Origin of the sequence: Streptomyces abyssalis, from assembly GCF_001751365.1 — a bacterium.
Classification (GTDB): domain Bacteria; phylum Actinomycetota; class Actinomycetes; order Streptomycetales; family Streptomycetaceae; genus Streptomyces; species Streptomyces abyssalis.
The window spans coordinates 932,757-952,644 of the sequence record NZ_LJGT01000040.1; the positions used below are offsets into that span (position 1 = coordinate 932,757).

Annotated in this window: 13 protein-coding genes and 1 riboswitch; of the genes, 4 read left to right on the plus strand and 9 right to left on the minus strand. The window is 69.0% G+C overall.

Annotation, left to right across the window (positions count from 1 at the left end):
• Positions 1-54: 54 nt before the first annotated feature.
• From AN215_RS18905 to AN215_RS18915, 3 genes are all read right to left on the minus strand, one after another.
• Positions 55-1,266 carry a cysteine desulfurase-like protein gene (locus AN215_RS18905; protein WP_070011891.1) on the minus strand — a complete coding sequence of 404 codons (1,212 nt, stop codon included), beginning with the start codon at positions 1,264-1,266 and terminating at the stop codon, positions 55-57.
• A 149-nt stretch (positions 1,267-1,415) separates the two neighbouring features.
• The gene (locus tag AN215_RS18910) at positions 1,416-1,670 is read right to left on the minus strand and encodes a Txe/YoeB family addiction module toxin (RefSeq protein ID WP_070011892.1); all 255 of its coding nucleotides are present in this window, start codon (positions 1,668-1,670) and stop codon (positions 1,416-1,418) included.
• Positions 1,667-1,927 carry a type II toxin-antitoxin system Phd/YefM family antitoxin gene (locus tag AN215_RS18915; protein ID WP_070011893.1) on the minus strand — a complete coding sequence of 87 codons (261 nt, stop codon included), beginning with the start codon at positions 1,925-1,927 and terminating at the stop codon, positions 1,667-1,669. Before AN215_RS18915 ends, AN215_RS18910 begins: the two co-directional genes overlap by 4 nt.
• A 197-nt stretch (positions 1,928-2,124) precedes the next feature.
• On the opposite strand from AN215_RS18915, the gene AN215_RS18920 reads away from it, so the two are divergent.
• A complete protein-coding gene (locus AN215_RS18920) occupies positions 2,125-4,344 on the plus strand; it encodes an NADP-dependent isocitrate dehydrogenase (protein WP_070011894.1) in 2,220 nt (739 codons plus the stop codon).
• Positions 4,345-4,515: 171 nt separating this feature from the next.
• Positions 4,516-5,193 carry a class I SAM-dependent methyltransferase gene (locus AN215_RS18925; protein ID WP_070011895.1) on the plus strand — a complete coding sequence of 226 codons (678 nt, stop codon included), beginning with the start codon at positions 4,516-4,518 and terminating at the stop codon, positions 5,191-5,193.
• Between the two features lie 7 nt (positions 5,194-5,200).
• Here AN215_RS18925 and AN215_RS18930 read toward each other — a convergent pair whose 3' ends face one another.
• Positions 5,201-6,406, minus strand: coding sequence for an acyl-CoA dehydrogenase family protein (locus AN215_RS18930; protein WP_070011896.1), 1,206 nt, complete (start codon positions 6,404-6,406; stop codon positions 5,201-5,203).
• 70 nt (positions 6,407-6,476) lie between these two features.
• On the opposite strand from AN215_RS18930, the gene AN215_RS18935 reads away from it, so the two are divergent.
• Complete coding sequence (locus AN215_RS18935; RefSeq protein WP_070011897.1) at positions 6,477-7,121, plus strand: TetR/AcrR family transcriptional regulator; 645 nt, start codon at positions 6,477-6,479, stop codon at positions 7,119-7,121.
• Positions 7,122-7,196: 75 nt separating this feature from the next.
• On the opposite strand, the gene AN215_RS18940 is transcribed toward AN215_RS18935, so the two are convergent.
• The 4 genes from AN215_RS18940 to AN215_RS18955 form a co-directional block, all read right to left on the minus strand.
• Positions 7,197-9,029, minus strand: coding sequence for a choline/carnitine O-acyltransferase (locus tag AN215_RS18940; protein WP_070011898.1), 1,833 nt, complete (start codon positions 9,027-9,029; stop codon positions 7,197-7,199).
• Positions 9,030-9,037: 8 nt separating this feature from the next.
• Positions 9,038-10,030, minus strand: a complete 993-nt coding sequence (locus AN215_RS18945) for a methyltransferase type 12 (RefSeq protein ID WP_070011899.1) — start codon at positions 10,028-10,030, stop codon at positions 9,038-9,040.
• A gap of 175 nt (positions 10,031-10,205) precedes the next feature.
• Positions 10,206-11,075 carry a HalD/BesD family halogenase gene (locus AN215_RS18950; RefSeq protein ID WP_070011900.1) on the minus strand — a complete coding sequence of 290 codons (870 nt, stop codon included), beginning with the start codon at positions 11,073-11,075 and terminating at the stop codon, positions 10,206-10,208.
• A gap of 530 nt (positions 11,076-11,605) precedes the next feature.
• On the minus strand, positions 11,606-12,967 hold the full coding sequence (locus AN215_RS18955; protein ID WP_070011901.1) for an ABC transporter substrate-binding protein: 1,362 nt from the start codon (positions 12,965-12,967) through the stop codon (positions 11,606-11,608).
• A gap of 1,017 nt (positions 12,968-13,984) precedes the next feature.
• Between AN215_RS18955 and AN215_RS18960 the strand changes: the two genes are divergently transcribed.
• Positions 13,985-17,773: a beta strand repeat-containing protein gene (locus tag AN215_RS18960; RefSeq protein WP_070031205.1), complete on the plus strand. Its 3,789-nt coding sequence runs from the start codon at positions 13,985-13,987 to the stop codon at positions 17,771-17,773.
• A gap of 141 nt (positions 17,774-17,914) precedes the next feature.
• Here AN215_RS18960 and AN215_RS18965 read toward each other — a convergent pair whose 3' ends face one another.
• Positions 17,915-19,312 carry a cytochrome P450 gene (locus AN215_RS18965; RefSeq protein ID WP_079123270.1) on the minus strand — a complete coding sequence of 466 codons (1,398 nt, stop codon included), beginning with the start codon at positions 19,310-19,312 and terminating at the stop codon, positions 17,915-17,917.
• Positions 19,313-19,622: 310 nt separating this feature from the next.
• Positions 19,623-19,845, plus strand: a riboswitch (cobalamin riboswitch).
• The last annotated feature ends 43 nt before the right edge of the window (positions 19,846-19,888 follow it).

Consider the following 19,888-nt stretch of genomic DNA (forward strand, 5'->3'; position numbering starts at 1 on the left):
GTCCGAACAGGCGCCGGAACAGGCGCCTGAACAGGCAGTCCGTTTCCGGGGTGTTCACGCCCCTTGGTGAAGGAAATCCGCCAGTCCTTCCAGCAACCGGTCGACGTCCTCGGTGTTGTTGTAGGGGGCGAGGCCCACGCGCAGCCCTCCGCCGTCGCCGAGCCCGAGGTGGCGTGAGGCCTCGATCGCGTAGAAGGAACCGGAGGGGGCGTTGATGCCGCGCTCCGCCAAGTGGGCAGCCGCGTGTGCGGTGTTGTGGCCGTCCAGGGTGAGCAGGAGCGTGGGCGTGCGTACGGCGGCGAGCGAGTGCACGCGCACGGAGGGGAGTGAGGCCAGGCCCTTCTCGATGCGGCCGAGCAGCGTCTCCTCGTGCTTCTCCAATACCGCGAAGGCGGCGGCGATCTGCTCGCGGCGGTTCCGTTCGGGATGTACGCCGAGGTGTGCGATGACGTCGACGGCCGCGCGGGCGCCGGCCAGGAGTTCGTAAGGCAGCGTCCCGAACTCGAAGCGTTCCGGGACGGCGTCGGTCGAGGCGAGCAGCTTGTCCGGCGTCAGGGTCTCCAGCAGACCGGGCCGGGCAGCGAGCACGCCCATGTGCGGTCCGAGGAACTTGTACGGCGAGCAGGCGAAGAAGTCCGCGCCCAGCTCCTCCAGACCGATGTGGGAGTGCGCGGTGAGATGCACCCCGTCCACGTACAGCAGGGCACCCGCCTCGTGGACCAGCCGGGAGATCTCCGGCACGGGCGGGCGCGTGCCGATCAGGTTCGAGGCACCCGTCACCGCGACGAGCCGGGTGCGGGAGGAGAGGACGGCGGCGATGGCGCCGGCCGTCAACTCCCCGTCCTCCGGGTCGAATTCCGCCCACCGCACCGTGGCGCCGGCCTGCTCCGCGGCCTGTGTCCAGGGGCGGATGTTGGAGTCGTGGTCCAGGCGCGTCACCACTATCTCGTCGCCCGGCGACCAGGACTTCGCGAGCGTACGGGAGAAGTCGTAGGCGAGCTGGGTGGCGCTGCGCCCGAAGACGATCCCGCGCGGATCCGCGCCCAGCAGATCCCCCAGTGCCTGCCGCGCCTCGGCGACGATCGTCTCGGCGTTGCGCTCCGCGGGGTTGCCGTGGCCGCGGTTGGAGAGCGGGCCCGCGAGCGCGCTCGCCATCGCCTCGATGACCGCGCGGGGCGTCTGCGTCCCTCCGGGGCCGTCGAAGAACGCCGTCCCCGTCGCCAGGGCGGGGAACTGCGCGCGGAAGAGGTCGATGTCGTATGGCATGCGGGCTCCGGCGGAGTGGGCTTCGGTCGGGCGACGGCAGCCATGATCAGGCGTGCCGCCGCGTTTGGCCAGAGCCGCCGGTGCCCCGGCCTGCCTTCTCCGTGCGGACACCGCGTCATCGCCCGGCGGGCACCGGGTGCCCGCCACGGTCAGTAGTGGTAACGGGCCTGGACCACGATGAGTTCGTTGCCTCTGGCTCGGTAGACGAGCCTGTGTTCCTCGTCGATCCTCCGGGACCAGTAGCCGCTCAGGTCACCCTTCAGCGGCTCCGGCTTGCCGATCCCCGCGAACGGATCCCGTTTGCTGTCTTCGATGAGGCGGTTGATGCGCTTGGTCATGCGTCGGTCCGTTTCGGACCAGTACACATAGTCGGCCCAGCCGTGCTCGGTGAATACGGTCTTCACTCGCTGTCGTCGACCTCGATCAGTTCGCGCGGTTCCGTCCTGCCCGCTTCGGCCTCTGCGACCGACTCGGCCAGTCGCCGTGCGTTGGCGGGTGAACGGAGCAGGTAGATCGTCTCCTGCCAGGAGGAGTAGTCCTCCTCCGAGAGCAGTACGGCGTTGCCGTTGCGGGAGGTGATGTGTACGGGAGCGCGGTCGTTGTTGACCTGCTCGATCAAGGGGAACAGATTCTTGCGCGCTTCGCTGGCGGTGATGGACACGGTCGTTCACTCCCTTCGATACTGGTACAAGAAATCGTACCAGTGCCTGTGCTGGTGGTGCCAGTCGCTCCGCTCGTCTCACTTTGTCCGCATGTGGGTCTTCCAGTCCGCAGCCCGGCCCGGGGGCGGGTTTCCCAGCGTGGCTGGGGACCGGATATCTTGATATCGAGACGATGTAGACGTGGAGCGGAGTACCGGTGACTGACTCGACCATCATCTATACGGACACCGACGAGGCCCCGGCCCTGGCGACGTATTCGTTCCTGCCCGTGGTCAGGGCGTACGCCTCGACGGCCGGAGTCGGTGTCGAGAGCCGTGACATCTCCCTGGCGGGGCGGATCATCGCCCAGTTCCCGGAGCGTCTGGAGCCGCAGCAGCGCATCGAGGACGCCCTCGGCAACCTGGGCGAGCTGGCGAAGACGCCGCAGGCGAACATCATCAAGCTGCCCAACATCTCGGCCTCGATCCCGCAGCTCAAGGCGGCGGTCGCCGAACTCCAGGAGAAGGGCTACGCGCTGCCCGACTACCCGGACGAGCCGAAGACCGACGAGGAGCGCGACATCCGCGCCCGGTACGACAAGGTCAAGGGCAGCGCCGTCAACCCGGTGCTCCGCGAGGGCAACTCCGACCGCCGGGCGCCGGCGTCCGTGAAGAACTACGCGCGGTCCAACCCGCACCGCATGGGTGCATGGACCTCCGAGTCGAAGACGAACGTCGCGCACATGGACGGCGACGACTTCCGCTCGACCGAGAAGTCCGTGATCGTCCCCGAGGACGGTTCCCTGCGCATCGAGCTGTCCGCCGACGACGGCAGTGTCACCGTCCTGCGTGAATCGGTGCCGGTACTGGCCGGCGAGATCGTGGACGCCGCGGTCATGCGCGTCGCGGCGCTGCGCGAGTTCCTCGCCGCGCAGGTCGCCCGCGCCAAGGCCGAAGGCGTGCTCTTCTCCGTGCACTTGAAGGCCACGATGATGAAGGTCTCCGACCCGATCATCTTCGGCCACGTCGTACGGGCGTTCTTCCCGAAGACGTTCGCCGAGCACGGCAAGACGCTCGCCGCCGCCGGTCTCACGCCGAACGACGGCCTCGGCGGCATCTTCAAGGGCCTGGAGTCGCTGCCCGACGGCGCCAGGATCAAGGAGTCCTTCGAGGCGGAGCTCGCCGCGGGCCCGGACCTGGCGATGGTCGACTCCCACCGCGGCATCACGAACCTGCACGTGCCGAGCGACGTGATCGTCGACGCTTCCATGCCCGCGATGATCCGTACCTCCGGCCACATGTGGAACAAGGACGACCAGGAGCAGGACGCCCTCGCGGTCATCCCCGACAGCAGCTACGCCGGCATCTACCAGGCCGTGATCGAGGACTGCCGTGCCAACGGCGCGTACGACCCGTCCACGATGGGCTCGGTGCCCAACGTCGGGCTGATGGCGCAGAAGGCCGAGGAGTACGGCAGCCACGACAAGACCTTCGAGATCCCCGCCACCGGCACGGTGCGCGTGCTCGACGGCCGGGGCGAGGCAGTGCTGGAGCAGGCGGTCAGCGCCGGCGACATCTTCCGCATGTGCCAGACCAAGGACGTCCCGGTCCAGGACTGGGTCAAGCTCGCCGTCAGCCGCGCCCGCGCCACCGGCGACCCGGCGGTGTTCTGGCTGGACGAGGGCCGCGCGCACGACGCCAATCTCATCGCGAAGGTCCGGCAGTACCTCCCCGAGCACGACACCGACGGTCTGCGCATCGAGATCATGGCGCCCGTCGATGCCATCGCGTTCTCCCTGGAGCGCATCCGCCGCGGCGAGAACACGATCTCGGTCACGGGCAACGTGCTGCGCGACTACCTGACCGACCTCTTCCCGATCCTGGAGCTGGGCACCAGCGCCAAGATGCTCTCCGTCGTGCCGCTCATCAACGGCGGCGGGCTCTTCGAGACCGGCGCCGGCGGCTCGGCTCCCAAGCACGTGCAGCAGCTCGTCAAGGAGAACTACCTGCGCTGGGACAGCCTCGGCGAGTTCCTCGCCCTGGCGGTGAGCTTCGAACACCTCGCGCAGACGACGGACAACGCACGCGCGCAGATCCTCGCCGACACCCTCGACCGGGCGACGGCGACCTTCCTGCAGGAGAACAAGTCCCCGACGCGCAGGGTCGGCGGGCTCGACAACCGCGGCAGCCACTTCTACCTCGCCCTGTACTGGGCGCAGGAGCTGGCGAAGCAGACCGACGACGCACCGCTCGCCGACGCGTTCGCGGCGCTCGCCCGTACGCTCGGCGAGCAGGAGCAGGCCATCGTGGACGAGCTGATCGCCGTGCAGGGCTCGCCCGCGGACATCGGCGGCTACTACTGGCCGGATGCCGCGAAGGCGTCGGCCGTGATGCGTCCGTCGAAGACCTTCAACGACGCGCTGGCGGCGCTCGGCTGAGCCCGGCCCGCCGGACCGGACCGGGTCACGGCCGGCGGCGGCGCTTCACACGGGACGGGCCGTGCCTCACGTCAAGTGGGGTGCGGCCCGCCGCAGTTGTGGCGAGCCGCATTCGGGCAGAGGCCGGATTTCGCGCGTCGCCGGGGCGAGAGGCCCCGGTAGCCTTCCGCCATGGCCCGATCCGAGCGACCCGCCCGGCCCGCCGTGCACGGATTCTGGGAGGACACCGGCGCGACGAAGACCTTCACCCACCCTCTCGACCATGCGCTGCTGGAGCAGTACGTGCCCCGGGACGCACGGGTTCTCGACTACGGATGCGGCTACGGGCGGTTGACGGCACAGCTCGTCGAGCTGGGCTACGGGGACGTCCACGGCGTGGACCCTTCCCGGGCGCTGATCGAGCGCGGGCGGCGCGAGCATCCCGAGCTGCCGCTCCTGCGGTTCGACGCGCTGCCCCTGCCCTTCGACGACGGCAGCTTCGACGCCGCGCTGCTCTTCGTCGTCCTCGGTGTCGTCACGGCCGACGCGGACCAGGAGGCGCTCCTCGCCGAGATCGCCCGTCTGGTACGGCCGTCGGGGGTGCTCTACCTCAGCGACGTACCGCTGCAGACCGACGAGCACCACGTGCGGCGCTACGAAGAGGCCGCGGCCTCTTCCCCCGGCCGTCCGTACGGCGTCTTCTCCACCCCCGACGGCGGACTCTTCCGGCACCACCGGCCGGAGGAGCTACGGGAGTTGCTGCGCACCCACGGGTTCGCCGCCGAGGAGGAGCGCCCGACGGCGACCGCCACACTCCATCACGGCGAGACCACCCGCAGCGTCCAGGTCCTCGCCCGGCGCACGCCCTGAGCGCGGGTCAGCGGAAGGCCGCCTCGCCCGTGAGCGCCTGACCGATCACCAGTTGGTGCACCTCGGACGTGCCCTCGTAAGTCAGCACGGACTCCAGGTTGTTGGCATGCCGCATGACCGGATACTCCAGGGTGATCCCGGCGGCGCCGAGCATCGTGCGGCACTCGCGCGCGATGGCGATCGCCTCGCGGACGCTGTTGAGCTTGCCGAGGCTGACCTGCTCCGGCCGCAGCGAGCCGCCGTCCTTGAGCGCGCCGAGGTGCAGCGCCAGCAGCATGCCCTTGCCCAACTCCAGTGACATGTCGGCGAGTTTGGCCTGGGAGAGCTGATAGGCCGCCAGCGGCTTGTCGAAGATCTCGCGCTGCCGGGCGTATTCGAGAGTCGTCTCCAGGCAGTCGCGCGCAGCACCGAGCGCGCCGAAGACGATGCCGTAGCGCGCCTCGTTGAGGCAGGAGAGAGGGCCCGAGAGCCCCACGGCCTCCGGGAGCACCGCGGACTGGGGCAACCGCACGCCGTCCAGGACGAGTTCGGACGTCACCGATGCACGCAGCGACATCTTCTTCTTGATCTCCGGCGCCGAGAAACCCGGAGTGCCGGCGGGCACGACGAATCCGCGGACCTTGTTCCCCGGGTCGTCCGTCCTTGCCCACACCACCGCGACGTCGGCGACCGACCCGTTGGTGATCCACATCTTCGTGCCGTCGAGCACCCAGTCGGAGCCGTCGCGCACCGCGCGGGTGCGCATGCCCGCGGGGTTGGAGCCGAAGTCCGGTTCGGTCAGGCCGAAGCAGCCGATGGCGTCGCCCGCGGCCATGGCCGGCAGCCACTGCTGCTTCTGCTCCTCGCTTCCGTACTTCCAGATCGCGAACATGGCCAGCGAGCCCTGCACGGAGACCAGGGAGCGCAGCCCCGAGTCGCCCGCCTCCAGCTCCATGCAGGCCAGTCCGTAGGCGGTGGCGGTGGTGCCCGCGCAGCCGTAGCCCTCGAGATGCATGCCGAGGACGCCCAACGAGCCGACTTCCTTGGCCAGTTCGCGCACGGGGAGCGAGCCGTCCTCGTACCAGTCGGCCAGCTTCGGTTTCACCTTCTCCTCGACGTACTGCCGGACGGTGTCCCGGATCGCGCGGTCCTCCTCGCCGATCAGGGCTTCGGTGCCGAAGAGGCCGAGCGGGGTCTGGGGCGTCACGGGCGGCACTGAGATCTCCTCGTCCATCGCGAACAGCGTCGGGTACTCTGCGTACGCACGCTAACCGTACGGTGTTAGTTTTCACAAGGAGCCTTCGATGCCACGCCCGAAGTCGCCGCTGCTCAGCCGGGAGCGGATCCGCGACGCCGCGCTGGAGCTGATCGACGCCGAGGGCATCGGCTCCCTCTCCATGCGCAATCTCGCCCTGAAGCTGGACGTCAGGGCCGCCTCGCTCTACAGCCACTTTCCCGGCAAGGACGCCGTCCTGGACGCCGTGGCCAACCTCCTCACGAGGCAGGTCGACACCTCCGCCTTCGAGCGCGGCTGGCGCGAGGGGCTGGAGACGTGGGGCAGGTCGTATCACGCGGCGCTCAGCAAGCACCCGAACGCCGCCCCGGTGGTCGCCGCGGGTACGGGCAGACGCGAGGACTTCCTGGCCATGGCCGACGCGGTGCACGGCGGGCTCGTCCGGGACGGCTGGCCGCCCAGATACGCGACGATGATCGCCGCCTCGGTGAAGTACCTGGTCATCGGTGCCGCCACCACGCCCTTCGCGAGCGGTTTCGCGGACGACACCCGCGTCTACTTCGAGCGCTACCCCAACCTCGTACAGGCGCATCTGATCCCGGCGCACGCCGAGGAGATCGACAGCGACAGCTTCGAACTCGCCCTCGGCGGCCTGATCGCGGGGCTCGGACCGCTGCACGCGTCGCTGGCGGCGGCGGACACCGCAAAGGAGTGATACCTGGCCCCGCGGTGATCCACGGGACCAGGTATCAGCTCCCGTCCGGTGTGTCCCGGTGCCTCCCCGGTACGCCTACCCGGCGAGCAGCTCCCGCAGTTCGGCCACGGCCTCGCGCAGTTTCCCGGCGAAGGCATGCATCTGGTCCGCCACGCTCTGCGGAGTGCTCAGATAAAGGTTGAAGCGCTCCGGCAGCAGTACGTACGCGACACCGATGCAGCGGCTGCTCGTCGAACCGAAGCCGAAGAACTGGATGTTGACGGACGGCGCGGAGCTGGTGCTCAGATAGTCGTCCCGCATCGTCTGCCAACCCGCGCTGCGGTACAGCGACGGCTGTTCGAGCACGCCCAGCTCCGCACCGCGGCGGCGCTGGATCAACTCCAGCTCCCACAGGTGCTGTTCGGGCACCTGGACGGCCTGGCACTCCTTGGCACGCTCCACATGCTTGGCCGCCGCCGCGCGGAAGGCGGCGCGCCTCGTCGCCACGTCCGCGCCCGGGTCCTCCATGGCGTCCACGAACGCGTACATCTCCGGCGTCACGACGCGCATCGCCTCCGTACGGCCGTGCTTGTACTGCCTCGTGGCGATCGACTCGTACGTCGCGCCGAGATGACCCTTCGCGCGCCGGTGTGCGAGCTGGTAGGCGAGCTGCACGAAGGCGTCCGGCGAGACGCCGAGTGCCTTCGCGTCGTTGCTGCCGAAGTCGTCGAAGGAGACCGTGCGCGTCGCGGTGCTCCGCCCGTACTCGGCGAACGCGTCCGCGGCCGAACGCACTTGCTCACGCAGCGCGTCGTCCAGCCGGAACTCCACCGGCTCCGCCCGCGGCGGGCCCTGCGTGCGCGCACCGGAGTGCTCGGAGTGCACCGCCGCCGGCACGGGCAGCAGCGCGTCGGTGAAGCTGAGGATGGTGGTGCCGTCGAGCTGGCAGTGCTCCACGTTCAGCCCGGCACGGCCGTCCTCGAAGACGACGAAGGACACGGCCTTGTCGAACCAGCGGTTGCCGCGGTCGCCGTGGAGCAGCTCGTCGCACGCCTCCTGGACGCCGGCGGGCGCGAAGTCCTCCAGGCACACGCAGAACAGCGCGTCCTCGACCGTCTCCAGGGCCTCCGCGTTGCCCGGGCCGCAGTCCACCAGAGACGCACGTGCCCTCGCCCACTCCGCGCGCGCCATGGTCGTGAGGTGACCCACCCGCGAGCCGGCGTCAGCGGGTTCGGCGCCCGCCTTCATCACGTCGCGCAGCCCGGCCTCCAGATCCTCCAGGCTGTGCGGTGCGCCGTCCTCGCCGACGACGTCCATCCGGAAGGTGTTGCCCCGGAAGAACACCAGGATGTGCCGTGCGCGTGACGGGCCGGGCCGCTCCTGCGAATAGGGCGTGCGGGAGGTGTCCTGCTCCTCACCCGGGATCCGCGTGCTGGAGAAGAGGTACTTCAGCTGCTCCATCGACTGCGGCGTCCCGCGCTGCACGACCGGCGGGATCAGCTCCTCGTCGATCTGCCGCTTGTAGTCCAGGGCGCCGGCGATGAGCCCGGCCGCCCTCTCCACCTGCGGCTCGTCCGTGTCCTGGAAGAGGAAGAAGAAGTTGGCGTTCAGGGCGATGCGGTCACGCCGCCCCAGGTAGCGGTACGGCCAGAAGGTGTCGAGCCAACTGTGCACGCCCTCCGAGGAGTCGTACTCCTCCAGGGCCTTCTGCAGCACCCGTCCGGGCCCGCCGGGGGAGAGGAAGGCGGTCACCTCGGCCTCGGTCGCGGCCAGTTCGCCCGGAGAGAGCAGCGGAGCGCACCAGGCGAGGAACCTCTCGCAACTGGCCTCCAGCGTCGGCAGCGGCACGCGCGGCAGAGAGTCCTCCTGCGCGAAGGTGGGGACGGTCGTCGCGCTTTCCCGGGGTGCGCTGGGCTGACTGGTATTCAATTCCGCTCTCACTTCGGCTCGTTGACGGTGGGTGGTGCGACTGCTGCGTTGCCGGCTCCCGGCGCGGCCGCGGATTCCCGTGCGAGGCGTTCCCGGGACCAGGGCCATCCGGAGGTGTCCGACGGACGGGAAAGATACAGGCGCGCGTGGAGCCAGCCGTCCGCCTCCAGGCCCTCCGGGTCGACTCCGGCTTCCTTCATGGTCTCCAGTACCTGTGTCTGCTCCTGGGGCGAGGCGAACCGGCGCTGCCGGAAGACGTCTCCGGCGCAGACGGTGCTGTAGCCCAGCTCCTCCAGCGCCCGCTCGACCGGGCCGAACGGGAACATGCGGAGCACGAAGTGCGCCATCCAGGGCCGGTGGCCGCCCATGGAGCGGACGATACGCGTAAGAGTGCGCTCGGTGACATAACCGATGCAGCCCGTCGAGATCACCAGATCAGTACCGGCGAACTGCGCGCGCTGCCGTGCCGAGGGCTCGTTCCGCTCCAGATCGGCGTGGACGACGTCGTCGAGGAAGCCCGCCTCCAGCGCGTACGCCAGTGCGCTGCCGGAGGTGTCCAGGCCGACGAAGCGGAGCGGACGGGCAGGCCGGTGCGACCGCGCCAGCTTGCGGTCCCGGGCCAGCAGCGCCTCGGGGGCCTCCTCGGCACGAGCCCCTTCCGCGGTTCCCGTCCCGGAGCCCTTCCCGGGCTCGGTGCCGGCACCGGTCCGAGGGCCGCCGCCTGCGAGGTGCTCGTCGCAGTAGCGGGCGTAGAGGGCGTCCATGGTCACGTCGTACTTCAGCAGCGCGGCGTTGATTCCGTACGAGCAGCCGATGTCGAGCACCTTGGGCACCGCCACCTGCGTCGTGTCGCGGTACTCCTCGATGAGCTTCGCGAAGTAGGGCTTGGCCTGCTGCGGAACGCAGTAGTCGAGTTTGCGCAGCTCCCTGAAGTAGGCGCGCGGGTCCGGCCCGTTGTAGATGTGGTCGAGCGTGACTTTTCCGGTGGCGTCGAAGCGCACGGACGGCTCCTGAGGGGGTGGCGGGGGAACTCTCGAGGACCCCAGGCCGAAGGCCCAGGGGAGGTGCACGGGGTCGGGCTGGGGCGGAGGTGACGCGCTTGGCAGGGGAACAGGGCCGCCGGTCCCTCCGCTTGCGCGGCGGGCGCGGCCCGGCGCGGTCCCGTACCGCCGGACGTCAGTCGAGCAGCCGGTCGCCGCGCACGGCGCGGCCCTCGGCCTCCAGGTGCTCCGGCAGCACACGCCCGAACAGCTGCCGGGTCCGCGAGACGCTCCCGACGACGCCGGGGCGCTCGCTGTAGGCGAAGATCGCCGAGTGGCGGGCGCGTCCCCCCTGGACGGGGCTGACACGGTGCAGCGAGAAACGCCCCTTGAAGAGCTGGAGATCGCCTGGGCGCAGTGGCAGACGCCGTGTCAACTCCTCGCCCCTGCCCTGGAGTACGTCCCGTACCGCGTCGAAGTTCTCCTCTTGCGCGGACCTGATGTTCGGGCAGTACTCGAAGACGCCGCCCTCCCGGGCCTCCTGGGTGAGCATGCTGACGGTGAACTCGTTGGTGTCGAAGTGCCAGGGGTGCTCCATGCCCGGCTCTACGACGTTGAGCACGAGCCCGGAGAGCGGGTCCGCCAGCTCGTGCAGCCGGTCGAGTTCGAAGCAGCGCGCGATGAAGCCCTGGAAGACCTCGTCGGAGTAGAGGCGGCTGATGAGGGAGCCGGCGGGGATGCGGTCCCGCGGTACGAAGGCGTTGCCACGCTCGAAGGCGATGCGTCCCGGATGGTCCTCGGGGAGGCCGGGGCCGGCCGCCATGTTGTAGACGTTGACCGTCGCGACGTCGAAGTGCGCCCGGGGCGCCATGTCCGCGCCCTCCTGCCGCAGCGTCTCCTGGAGGGACGGACGGATGAAGTCCGGCAGTACGGTGCAGCCGTCGGCCAGCAGATCGCTCCTGGCACCGGAGAGGACGGCCCGTCCTCCTTCGCTGTCGAGGTCCGTGAGCGGATACCGGTCCGTGTCGACCAGCTCGTCCAGTGTCGTGGCTTGCGAAGTGCTCATCCGATCCTCTCCCGCCCACGGCCCGTCCCGTTCCGGGCAGACGTGCGGACGGGCCCGCTGGGGGACCCTCACCCGGCGGAGCCAGGATCCACCCGGCGGGCGCCGGCGGACATGGCGGCTGCCGGTGTGGCCCGCGTCCCGACCGGACCGCGCTCCCGGAATCTCAGCAACTCTACTGATGAGTAACGGAGTTGAAGCTCCCACATCCACACTCGTGCTGTCTGTGACACGTCACACGGTCGTCACATCGCGTGGATGCACGGGGGCGTACGAGGGCGCGCACGGGGCGGCGCCGGCCGGCCGCCGACGGGTGCCCGTGCCGCGAACCGGCGGCGGGCATACGGGAACGGACCGCCGGGCTCACGCAGGGCCTTCCGGCGCCGGGCGGGGCGCCGGAGCGCCCCGTGCGCGGCCGCGGGGGTCCGTTTCCGGTCGGTCGGACCGCGCGGCGCGGCATGCCGGCCGATCGCGGGATCGTGCGGATCCCAAAGCCCCCGTACTGATCGGCTGGTGTCCGGTCGCGGTGTCCGTCAGCCCGTCGTGCCGGTGGCCGACGCGTCCAGATAAGCCTTCGCCGCTGCCTCGTCGAGCTTCTGGGCCGTCGCCTCCGGGTCGGAGGGGTCGCGGATGAACTGCTGCAGCAGCAGCCACTCGCCCTGGCCGGGTGTGCCGCCGAACTCGCCCGGTGCTTGGTCGGACATGTCGAACTGCACGGCTTCGCCGGCGTCTACGAGGGACTTGGCGACCTTGCGGGTGGTGTCGTCCGGGTAGGCGTTGAGGTTCAGATTGATGTTGGGCGAGAGGAATCCGCCCTCCTTGGCCCAGATCTCAGCCGCGTCCGGGCTCGCCAGGTACTCGATGAAGGACATGGCCATTTGCTGGTTCTTGGCCCCCTTCATGGCGACCGCGGCGTCTCCGCCACTGATCACGGGCGCCTGGCTGTCCTTGCCCACCGGCGGGAACTCGAAGAAGTCGGCGTCCTCGTCGACGTCCCTGTTGAATTCGCCGGATATGATCCCGGCCACGAAGTCGCCCTCGTAGACCATGGCCGCCTTCGGGTCCTTGTCGTAGACGGCGCCGACGGACTCGTTGAGGTCGGTGCGCAGGGCCTCCGCCCCGTCTCCCTCCACCAGCTTGCCGCCCTTGAAGAGCTTGCCGAAGGTCTTGAGTGCCTTGATGACGGTGGGGTCCGTCCAGCCGATCTCGTTCGTGGCGAGCTTGGCGTAGTTGGCGGGTCCGGCCTGTGCGAGGTAGATGTTCTCGAACCAGTCGGTCAGCGGCCAGGCGTCCTTCCCGGCCACGGAGAAGGCCGAGGTCCCCGCTGCGGCGAGTTTCTCGCCGTTCTCGATCATCTCCGCGTAGTCCTTCGGCGGCTGCACGCCTGCCTTCTCGAAGATCTTCGGGTTGTACCAGACGGTCGACTTGTGCGACGCCTTGAAGTACAGGCCGTAGAAGATCCGCCGGACGCTGCCGTAGTTCTGCCACACGAGGGCGAAGTTGCGTGCGGCCTCGAGTTCGACCTCCGGGGGCAGCGGCTCCAGCCAGCCCTTCTGGGCGAACCCCTGGAGCACACCCACCTGCGGCACCATCGCCACATCAGGAGTCTTGCCGCTCTTGCGCAGATCGCGGATGTAAAGGGCGAAATCGTCACGGCCCTGCGCACGGCTGGAGAGGAACTTCACTTTGGCGCCGGTCTTCTTGGTGAAGCCGTCGAGCACCTTTCTGAAGGCCTTGCCCTCGCCGCCGTTCCAGGTGCCGGCGACCGTGAGGGTCTTGCCGCTGAACTCCTGTTCGCCGGAAGCGCTGTTCAGGCCGCTGCACGCGGTCGCCGTAATGGCGAGTGCGGTCGCGGCGGCCGCAAGACGTGATACCGCAATGCGAGGTCTTCTCATGATTTCTCTTTCGAGGCAGCTTACGCGGGGTGCTGAAGTGCCGATCCACCAATTCGCAGTGGAGCCGGAAGTGCTGTCGCGGAGCAGCCGCCGGCGGATCAGGAGCGGTGAAGCATCGAAAGCGCCTGGTCCGGGGCGGTGCTCTTGCTCGCTGTTCAACTGTCCGTCGCCACGCGAGGGTTGGAGCTTTCGGGCGGGCGTCTCAGTGAGCGCGGGCTGCCCTCCGTACGGGCATCGCTCACGGCGCAGATCAGGCCCGTAACGGGAGAACCGTCAGACGGGCTGGTCTGACCCGACCGGTTCGCGGGGTGTACGCGACTGACAACGTAGTGCAGTCGGTAGCCCTGGAAAACGGTTGTGGCGAAACGCAGCGCAAAAAATCTACTCGCGAGTCGTCGCCCACGAGCGACCGCTTACCGCGTTCGTCATGAAAAGGAAGAACGGAACCCGGTGAGTCGTAGACGAAGAACGCGTTGAAGACATGAGGGACATGGATCTGATGAAGGACATACGTCAGTGAACACGGCACGCCGGGCCGCGTGAAGCCGCCCGGCGTGGATTTTTCTGCGGGGGCCGCCGGGCACGAAGGTATGTGAATGACCGCCGGGCAGGGTCGAGCACGGGTGCGGCAGAACCTGACGGCGGCGGGGCGGCGGCGGGACGCTGGAGGCGGCCTGCTCGTCCCCGCCCGGCCGGCCTCCCCGGCGGCCCTCAGGGCGGGCAGGCGTGGCTCCGTGCAGGGGCGTACTCCGGCGCGAACAGGCGCAGTTGATCCTTTATTGGATTGTCCTATTCACTATGTATGCATCTTCTGCCGGATTTCACTCCTTTCGGGGTATGCATCCCGTTCGCTCTCATTGCCCGTAAGAGGCAATGGGCTTCACTGCGTCAACTGTCCCCGCTGCCCCTCTCCTGCCGTGCGTGAGGCGCGGACGGGGAGCGGACGGGAGTTGACGAGGCTGCGTCCCCGCGAGTGAAGCCTCCGGCCTGGGATCTCCCTTCGGAGGAGGCTGCATCATGCCCGCACCAACGATCCGTGTCGTTTCACCCAACAGGACAACTGCCGGTGACACCGTCGTCATCACCGGTTCGAACTTCACCGGTGCGACCGCCGTGAGGTTCGGCTCCACCAGCGCCAGCTTCACCGTCGTCACCAACCGAGTGATCAACGCCGTCGTTCCTCCGGGGACGGGGTCGCTCCTGGTCACCGTGGAGAACCCCTTCGGTGTCAGCAACGGCGAGGCATTCACGTACGAGGGGACGCCCGGCGCGCGGATCCAGGCCATCAGTCCGTCATCCGGATCCACCGCGGGTGGTAACACGGTGAGGATCGTCGGTTCCAACTTCACCGGTGCGACGGCCGTGATGTTCGGCAGTACCCCGGCCCCGAGCTTCACCCTGACCGGCAGCTCGTTGATCAATGCCGTGGCTCCCCCTGGAACCCCCGGCTCCGTGCTGGTCACGGTCGTGACCCCCGCCGGCCCGGGCGGCGGCATCGCCTACGACTACGTCGGGGTGGCGTCGCCGACGACGACGACGGTGACGGATGCGCCCGATCCGTCCGTGGTGGGTCAGCCCGTGACGTTCACGGCGACGGTCGCGCCCGTCCCTCCCGCTGTGGGCACTCCCACGGGGTCGGTCACGTTCAACTTCGGCGACGGCAGCCCTGCCGTCACGGTGCCGTTGGCCGGCGGTGTAGCCACGACCACGCATGCCTACACCACGGCCACAGGCTCTCCGTTCACGGTCACGGCCACGTACAACGGTGACTCCGCCTTCAGCAGCTCTTCCGGTACCGACACGCACACGGTGAATGCGGCGGCGACGACGACGGTGTTGACGGATGTGCCGGATCCGTCGGTGGTGGGTCAGCCGGTGGTGTTCACGGCGACGGTGGCGCCTGTTGCTCCGGGTGCGGGTACGCCGACGGGGTCGGTGACGTTCGACTTCGGTGACGGGAGTCCGACGGTTGTTGTGCCGTTGGTGGGTGGTGTGGCGACAACGAGCCATACGTACACCACGACGGCTGGTTCGCCGTTCGCGGTGAGCGCTTCCTATAGCGGCAGTGTCAACTTCGCGGCCTCGACCTCGCCTCCGGGGCTGACGCATACGGTGGATGTAGCGGAGACGACGACGGTGTTGACGGATGTGCCGGATCCGTCGGTGGTGGGTGAGCTGGTGACGTTCACCGCGACGGTTGCGCCGGTTGCTCCGGGTGCGGGTACGCCGACGGGGTCGGTGACGTTCGACTTCGGTGATGGGAGTCCGACGGTTGTTGTGCCGCTGTCCGGTGGTGTGGCGTCGACCAACCACACGTACACCACGACCGCGGGTTCGCCGTTCACTCTCACCGCTACCTACAGCGGTGACGTCAACTTCGACGGGTCCGTGGGTTCGGGCAGCCATACGGTGAATCTGCCGTCCACGACGACGGTGTTGACGGATGTGCCGGATCCGTCGGTGGTGGGTGAGCCGGTGACGTTCACCGCGACGGTGGCGCCGGTTGCTCCGGGTGCGGGGACACCTACCGGAACGGTGACGTTCGACTTCGGTGACGGGAGTCCGACGGTTGTTGTGCCGCTGTCCGGCGGTGTGGCGTCGACCAACCACACGTATACGTCGACGGCGGGTTCGCCGTTCACCGCCACTGCTACGTACAGCGGTGACGTGAACTTCGACGGTTCTTTCGGTACGGCCGGTCATACGGTGGATGTGGCGGAGACGACCACCGCTCTGACGGATGTGCCGGATCCGTCGGTGGTGGGTGAACCGGTGACGTTCACGGCGACGGTGGCGCCGGTTGCTCCGGGTGCGGGGACACCTACCGGAACGGTGACGTTCGACTTCGGTGACGGGAGTCCGACGGTTGTTGTGCCGCTGTCCGGCGGTGTGGCGTCGACCAACCACACGTATACGACGACGGCGGGTTCGCCGTTCACCGCCACTGCTACGTACAGCGGTGACGTGAACTTCGACGGTTCTTTCGGTACGGCCGGTCATACGGTGGATGTGGCGGAGACGACCACCGCTCTGACGGATGTGCCGGATCCGTCGGTGGTGGGTGAACCGGTGACGTTCACGGCGACGGTGGCGCCGGTTGCTCCGGGTGCGGGGACACCTACCGGAACGGTGACGTTCGACTTCGGTGACGGGAGTCCGACGGTTGTTGTGCCGCTGTCCGGTGGTGTGGCGTCGACCAACCACACGTATACGTCGACGGCGGGTTCGCCGTTCACCGCCACTGCTACGTACAGCGGTGACGTGAACTTCGACGGTTCTTTCGGTACGGCCGGTCATACGGTGGATGTGGCGGAGACGACCACCGCTCTGACGGATGTGCCGGATCCGTCGGTGGTGGGTGAACCGGTGACGTTCACCGCGACCGTCTCGCCGGTTGCTCCGGGTGCGGGGACACCTACCGGAACGGTGACGTTCGACTTCGGTGACGGGAGTCCGACGGTTGTTGTGCCGCTGTCCGGTGGTGTGGCGTCGACCGACTACGCGTATGCGTCGACGGCGGGTTCGCCGTTCACCGCCACTGCTACGTACAGCGGTGACGTGAACTTCGATGGCTCTGTCGGTACGGCCGGTCATACGGTGGATGTGGCGGAGACGACCACCGCTCTGACCGATGTGCCGGATCCGTCGGCGGTGGGTGAGCCGGTGGTGTTCACGGCGACGGTGGCGCCGGTTGCTCCGGGTGCGGGGACACCTACCGGAACGGTGACGTTCGACTTCGGTGACGGGAGTCCGACGGTCGCTGAGCCGCTGGTCGGTGGTGTGGCGTCGACCAACCACACGTACACCACGACGGCGGGTTCGCCGTTCACTCTCACCGCTACCTACAGCGGTGACGCGAACTTCGACGGGTCGGTGGGTGGCGGCAGCCACACGGTCGAAGCGGCGGAGACGACGACCGCTCTGACGGATGTGCCTGACCCCTCTCTGGTGGGCCAGCCGGTGACGTTCACCGCGACCGTCTCGCCGGTTGCTCCGGGTGCGGGGACGCCGACGGGAACGGTGGTGTTCGACTTCGGTGACGGCAACGTGTCGCCTCCCGTGGCACTGGTGGGTGGTGTGGCGACGACCAGTCACGCGTACCTCACCACGGTCGGCTCGCCGTTCACCATCAGTGCCACCTACAGCGGTGACGCCGACTTCGACGGGTCGAGCACACCTCCTGGCCAGACGCACACGGTCAATCAGTCGGCGACGACGACCAGCGTCTTCGACGATCTGCCGGACCCGTCGGTGGTGGGTCAGCCGGTGACGTTCACCGCCCACGTCAACCCTGTCGCTCCTGGTGGGGGGACACCCACCGGGTCGGTGGTGTTCGACTTCGGTGACGGCAACGTGTCGCCTCCGGTGCCGCTGGTCGGTGGTGTGGCCACGACCAGCCATGCGTACCTCACCACCAGCGGCTCCCCGTTCACCGTCAACGTCACCTACAGCGGTGACGTCAACTACACCGCTTCTGCCGGAGCCGGCGGTCACACGGTGAATGCGGCGTCGACGACGACGGCGTTGACCGATGTGCCGGATCCGTCGGCGGTGGCTGAATCGGTGACGTTCACGGCGACGGTGGCGCCTGTCGCCCCGGGCGCGGGGACACCTACCGGAACGGTGACGTTCGACTTCGGTGACGGCAGTCCAACGGTCGCTGAGCCGCTGGTCGGTGGTGTGGCAACCACCGACTACGCCTACACCACGACAGCCGGCTCCCCGTTCACCATCAGCGCCGCCTACACCAGCGATGACGGTGACTACCTCGTGTCGTCCGACATCGGCACGCACACGGTGAACTGACCAGAGAGGCTGAAACGGCGGGCTGCCGCTTCATCGGCGTGCAGCCCGCCGGACTCCGTCCCCGACAAGGCGAGGCCCCTCGGCCGTTGCTCCTGTGGCGAACCAGCTACCTGAGCAACGGCCGAGGGGCCCGAAGGTGCGTCAGGCGCCGGTCACAGGACACTTCGCCGCGTCGCCGCCGTCCTGCCGGGCGATGCCGAACCGCAGTGAACGGATGCGGTTGTCGAAGCTGGAGGGGACCAGGTCCGGCGGTCCGTCGGCCCGCATGCCCACGGAGTCGGTGAGCAGCAGCCTGAAGAGCGCCTTGAGTTCCTGGCGGGCGAGATGCGCGCCCAGGCAGTAGTGGGGTCCTCCTCCGCCGTAGCCGAGGTGGGGGTTGGGGTCACGGGTGATGTCGAAGGCATCGGCGTCGGGGAAGACGGCCTCGTCGCGGTTGGCGGAGGCGTAGTAGAGGGCGACGGTGTCGCCCTTGCGCAGCGTACGGCCGCCCATGACGTGGTCGGTGCGCAGGGTGCGGCGGAACTGGATGATGGGTGTCGAGCACCGCACGATCTCGTCGACGGCCGTGTCCGCGTACTTCTCGAAGTCGCTCTCCCACAGCTCCCGTTGCTCGGGGTGAGCGCTGAGCAGTGCGAGGCCGTGCGAGATCGCGTTGCGGGTCGTCTCCACCCCCGCGACCATCAACAGCGTGAAGAACGCGCCCAGTTGACGGTTGCCCAGGCACTGCCCGTCGACGTCGGCGGTGACGAGCGCCGAGATGAGGTCGTCGGTGGGGCGGCGACGGCGCTCCCGCGCGAGCATGGCGATCATGACGTGCATACGGGCCAGGGCACGCAGCCCCTTGCCGGGGACGCGGAACTTCGCGCCGGCTCCGCGCCGTACGCCGATGTTCTCCGAGGCGTCGTTGAGCTGGGCGAGGATACGCGGCCGGTGACGCCGGGGGATGCCCATCATGTTGCACACCACCTCGAACGGCACCAGCGAGGCGACGGCGGTGACGAACTCGCGGGAGGGCTGCCGCACGGCGTCCCGGACGACGGCGGCGACGACGTCCTCGATGTCCTTCTCGGTCCCGGCCAGCAGCCGCGGACTGAACGCGCGAGAGATGATCTTCCGCAGCTGTGCGTGGTCACGGCCGTCGAGGTTGACCATCGACTCCCCGAAGAGGGCCTTCACCCAGCCTGCGGGGTGCGGGGTGGTGACACCCGGCGCGCTCCCGAACACCGCCGCGTTGCGGCTCGCCTCCTGCACGTGCTCGTGCCGGACGAGCGCGTAGAAGCCGGGCTGCTGCCGCTTTCGCAGGGTGTGCTGCGGGTGCGCGAAGTACGTGGGGGCCTCCCGCTCGCGCAGCGTGGCGAAGACCTGGTGCCGCTGTTCGTGCGGCAGCTGCCAGAACCGCGGGTCGGCGGGGTTGGTCTCGGGGGACAGGTCCGCGTCCTCGGCGGCGGGCACTGCCCGGGCTTCGGGCGCGGCCTGGGTTCCGGGTGCGGCAGCGTCTCCGGGGGCCGGAGCGGACGTGGGCGCGGGGCGGGGTGGCATGGTCATCTTCTCCAGTCGCTCGTGGAACGGATCGCCCCGCCCGGTCTGCGCGCCCGGCGGAGCGGCGAGTCTCCGGCAGCAGCTTGGAACCGGCGGGCCGCTCCAAGGCGGTGCGCCACACCGCCGCGACCCGGACGGCCCTGTCCGCCGCCGGGCGGCACCCGCGTCCGCCGCGGCGTCGGAAGCCGCGGCGAAGGAGCATCTCCGGGCGCGGGGCCGCAACTCGTGCGTGCGCCGAGCCCGCGCAGACCGGCGAGGACCATGAGTCACCCCGCGTCCCGTTCCTTTGCCGGTGCGGTGCACGCACTCGTACGCTGGAAGAGCAGTCGGTTCGGCCTGTCCGCCAGGCAGGCACGTCGCAAGAGGGAATCCGGTGAGATTCCGGAGCTGCCCCGCAGCGGTGAGTGGGAACGAACGCCGTCATACGCACTGGGCCCGAGCGGGCCCGGGAAGCGACGGCCAGTAGGTGCCGGTCCGTGACACGGACGCGGCAGGCCCGCGAGTCCGAAGACCTGCCGCTGCCCGTGTACGACGTACGTATGCGGCGATCTCGGTGACCTCGAGGGCGGGTCGGCT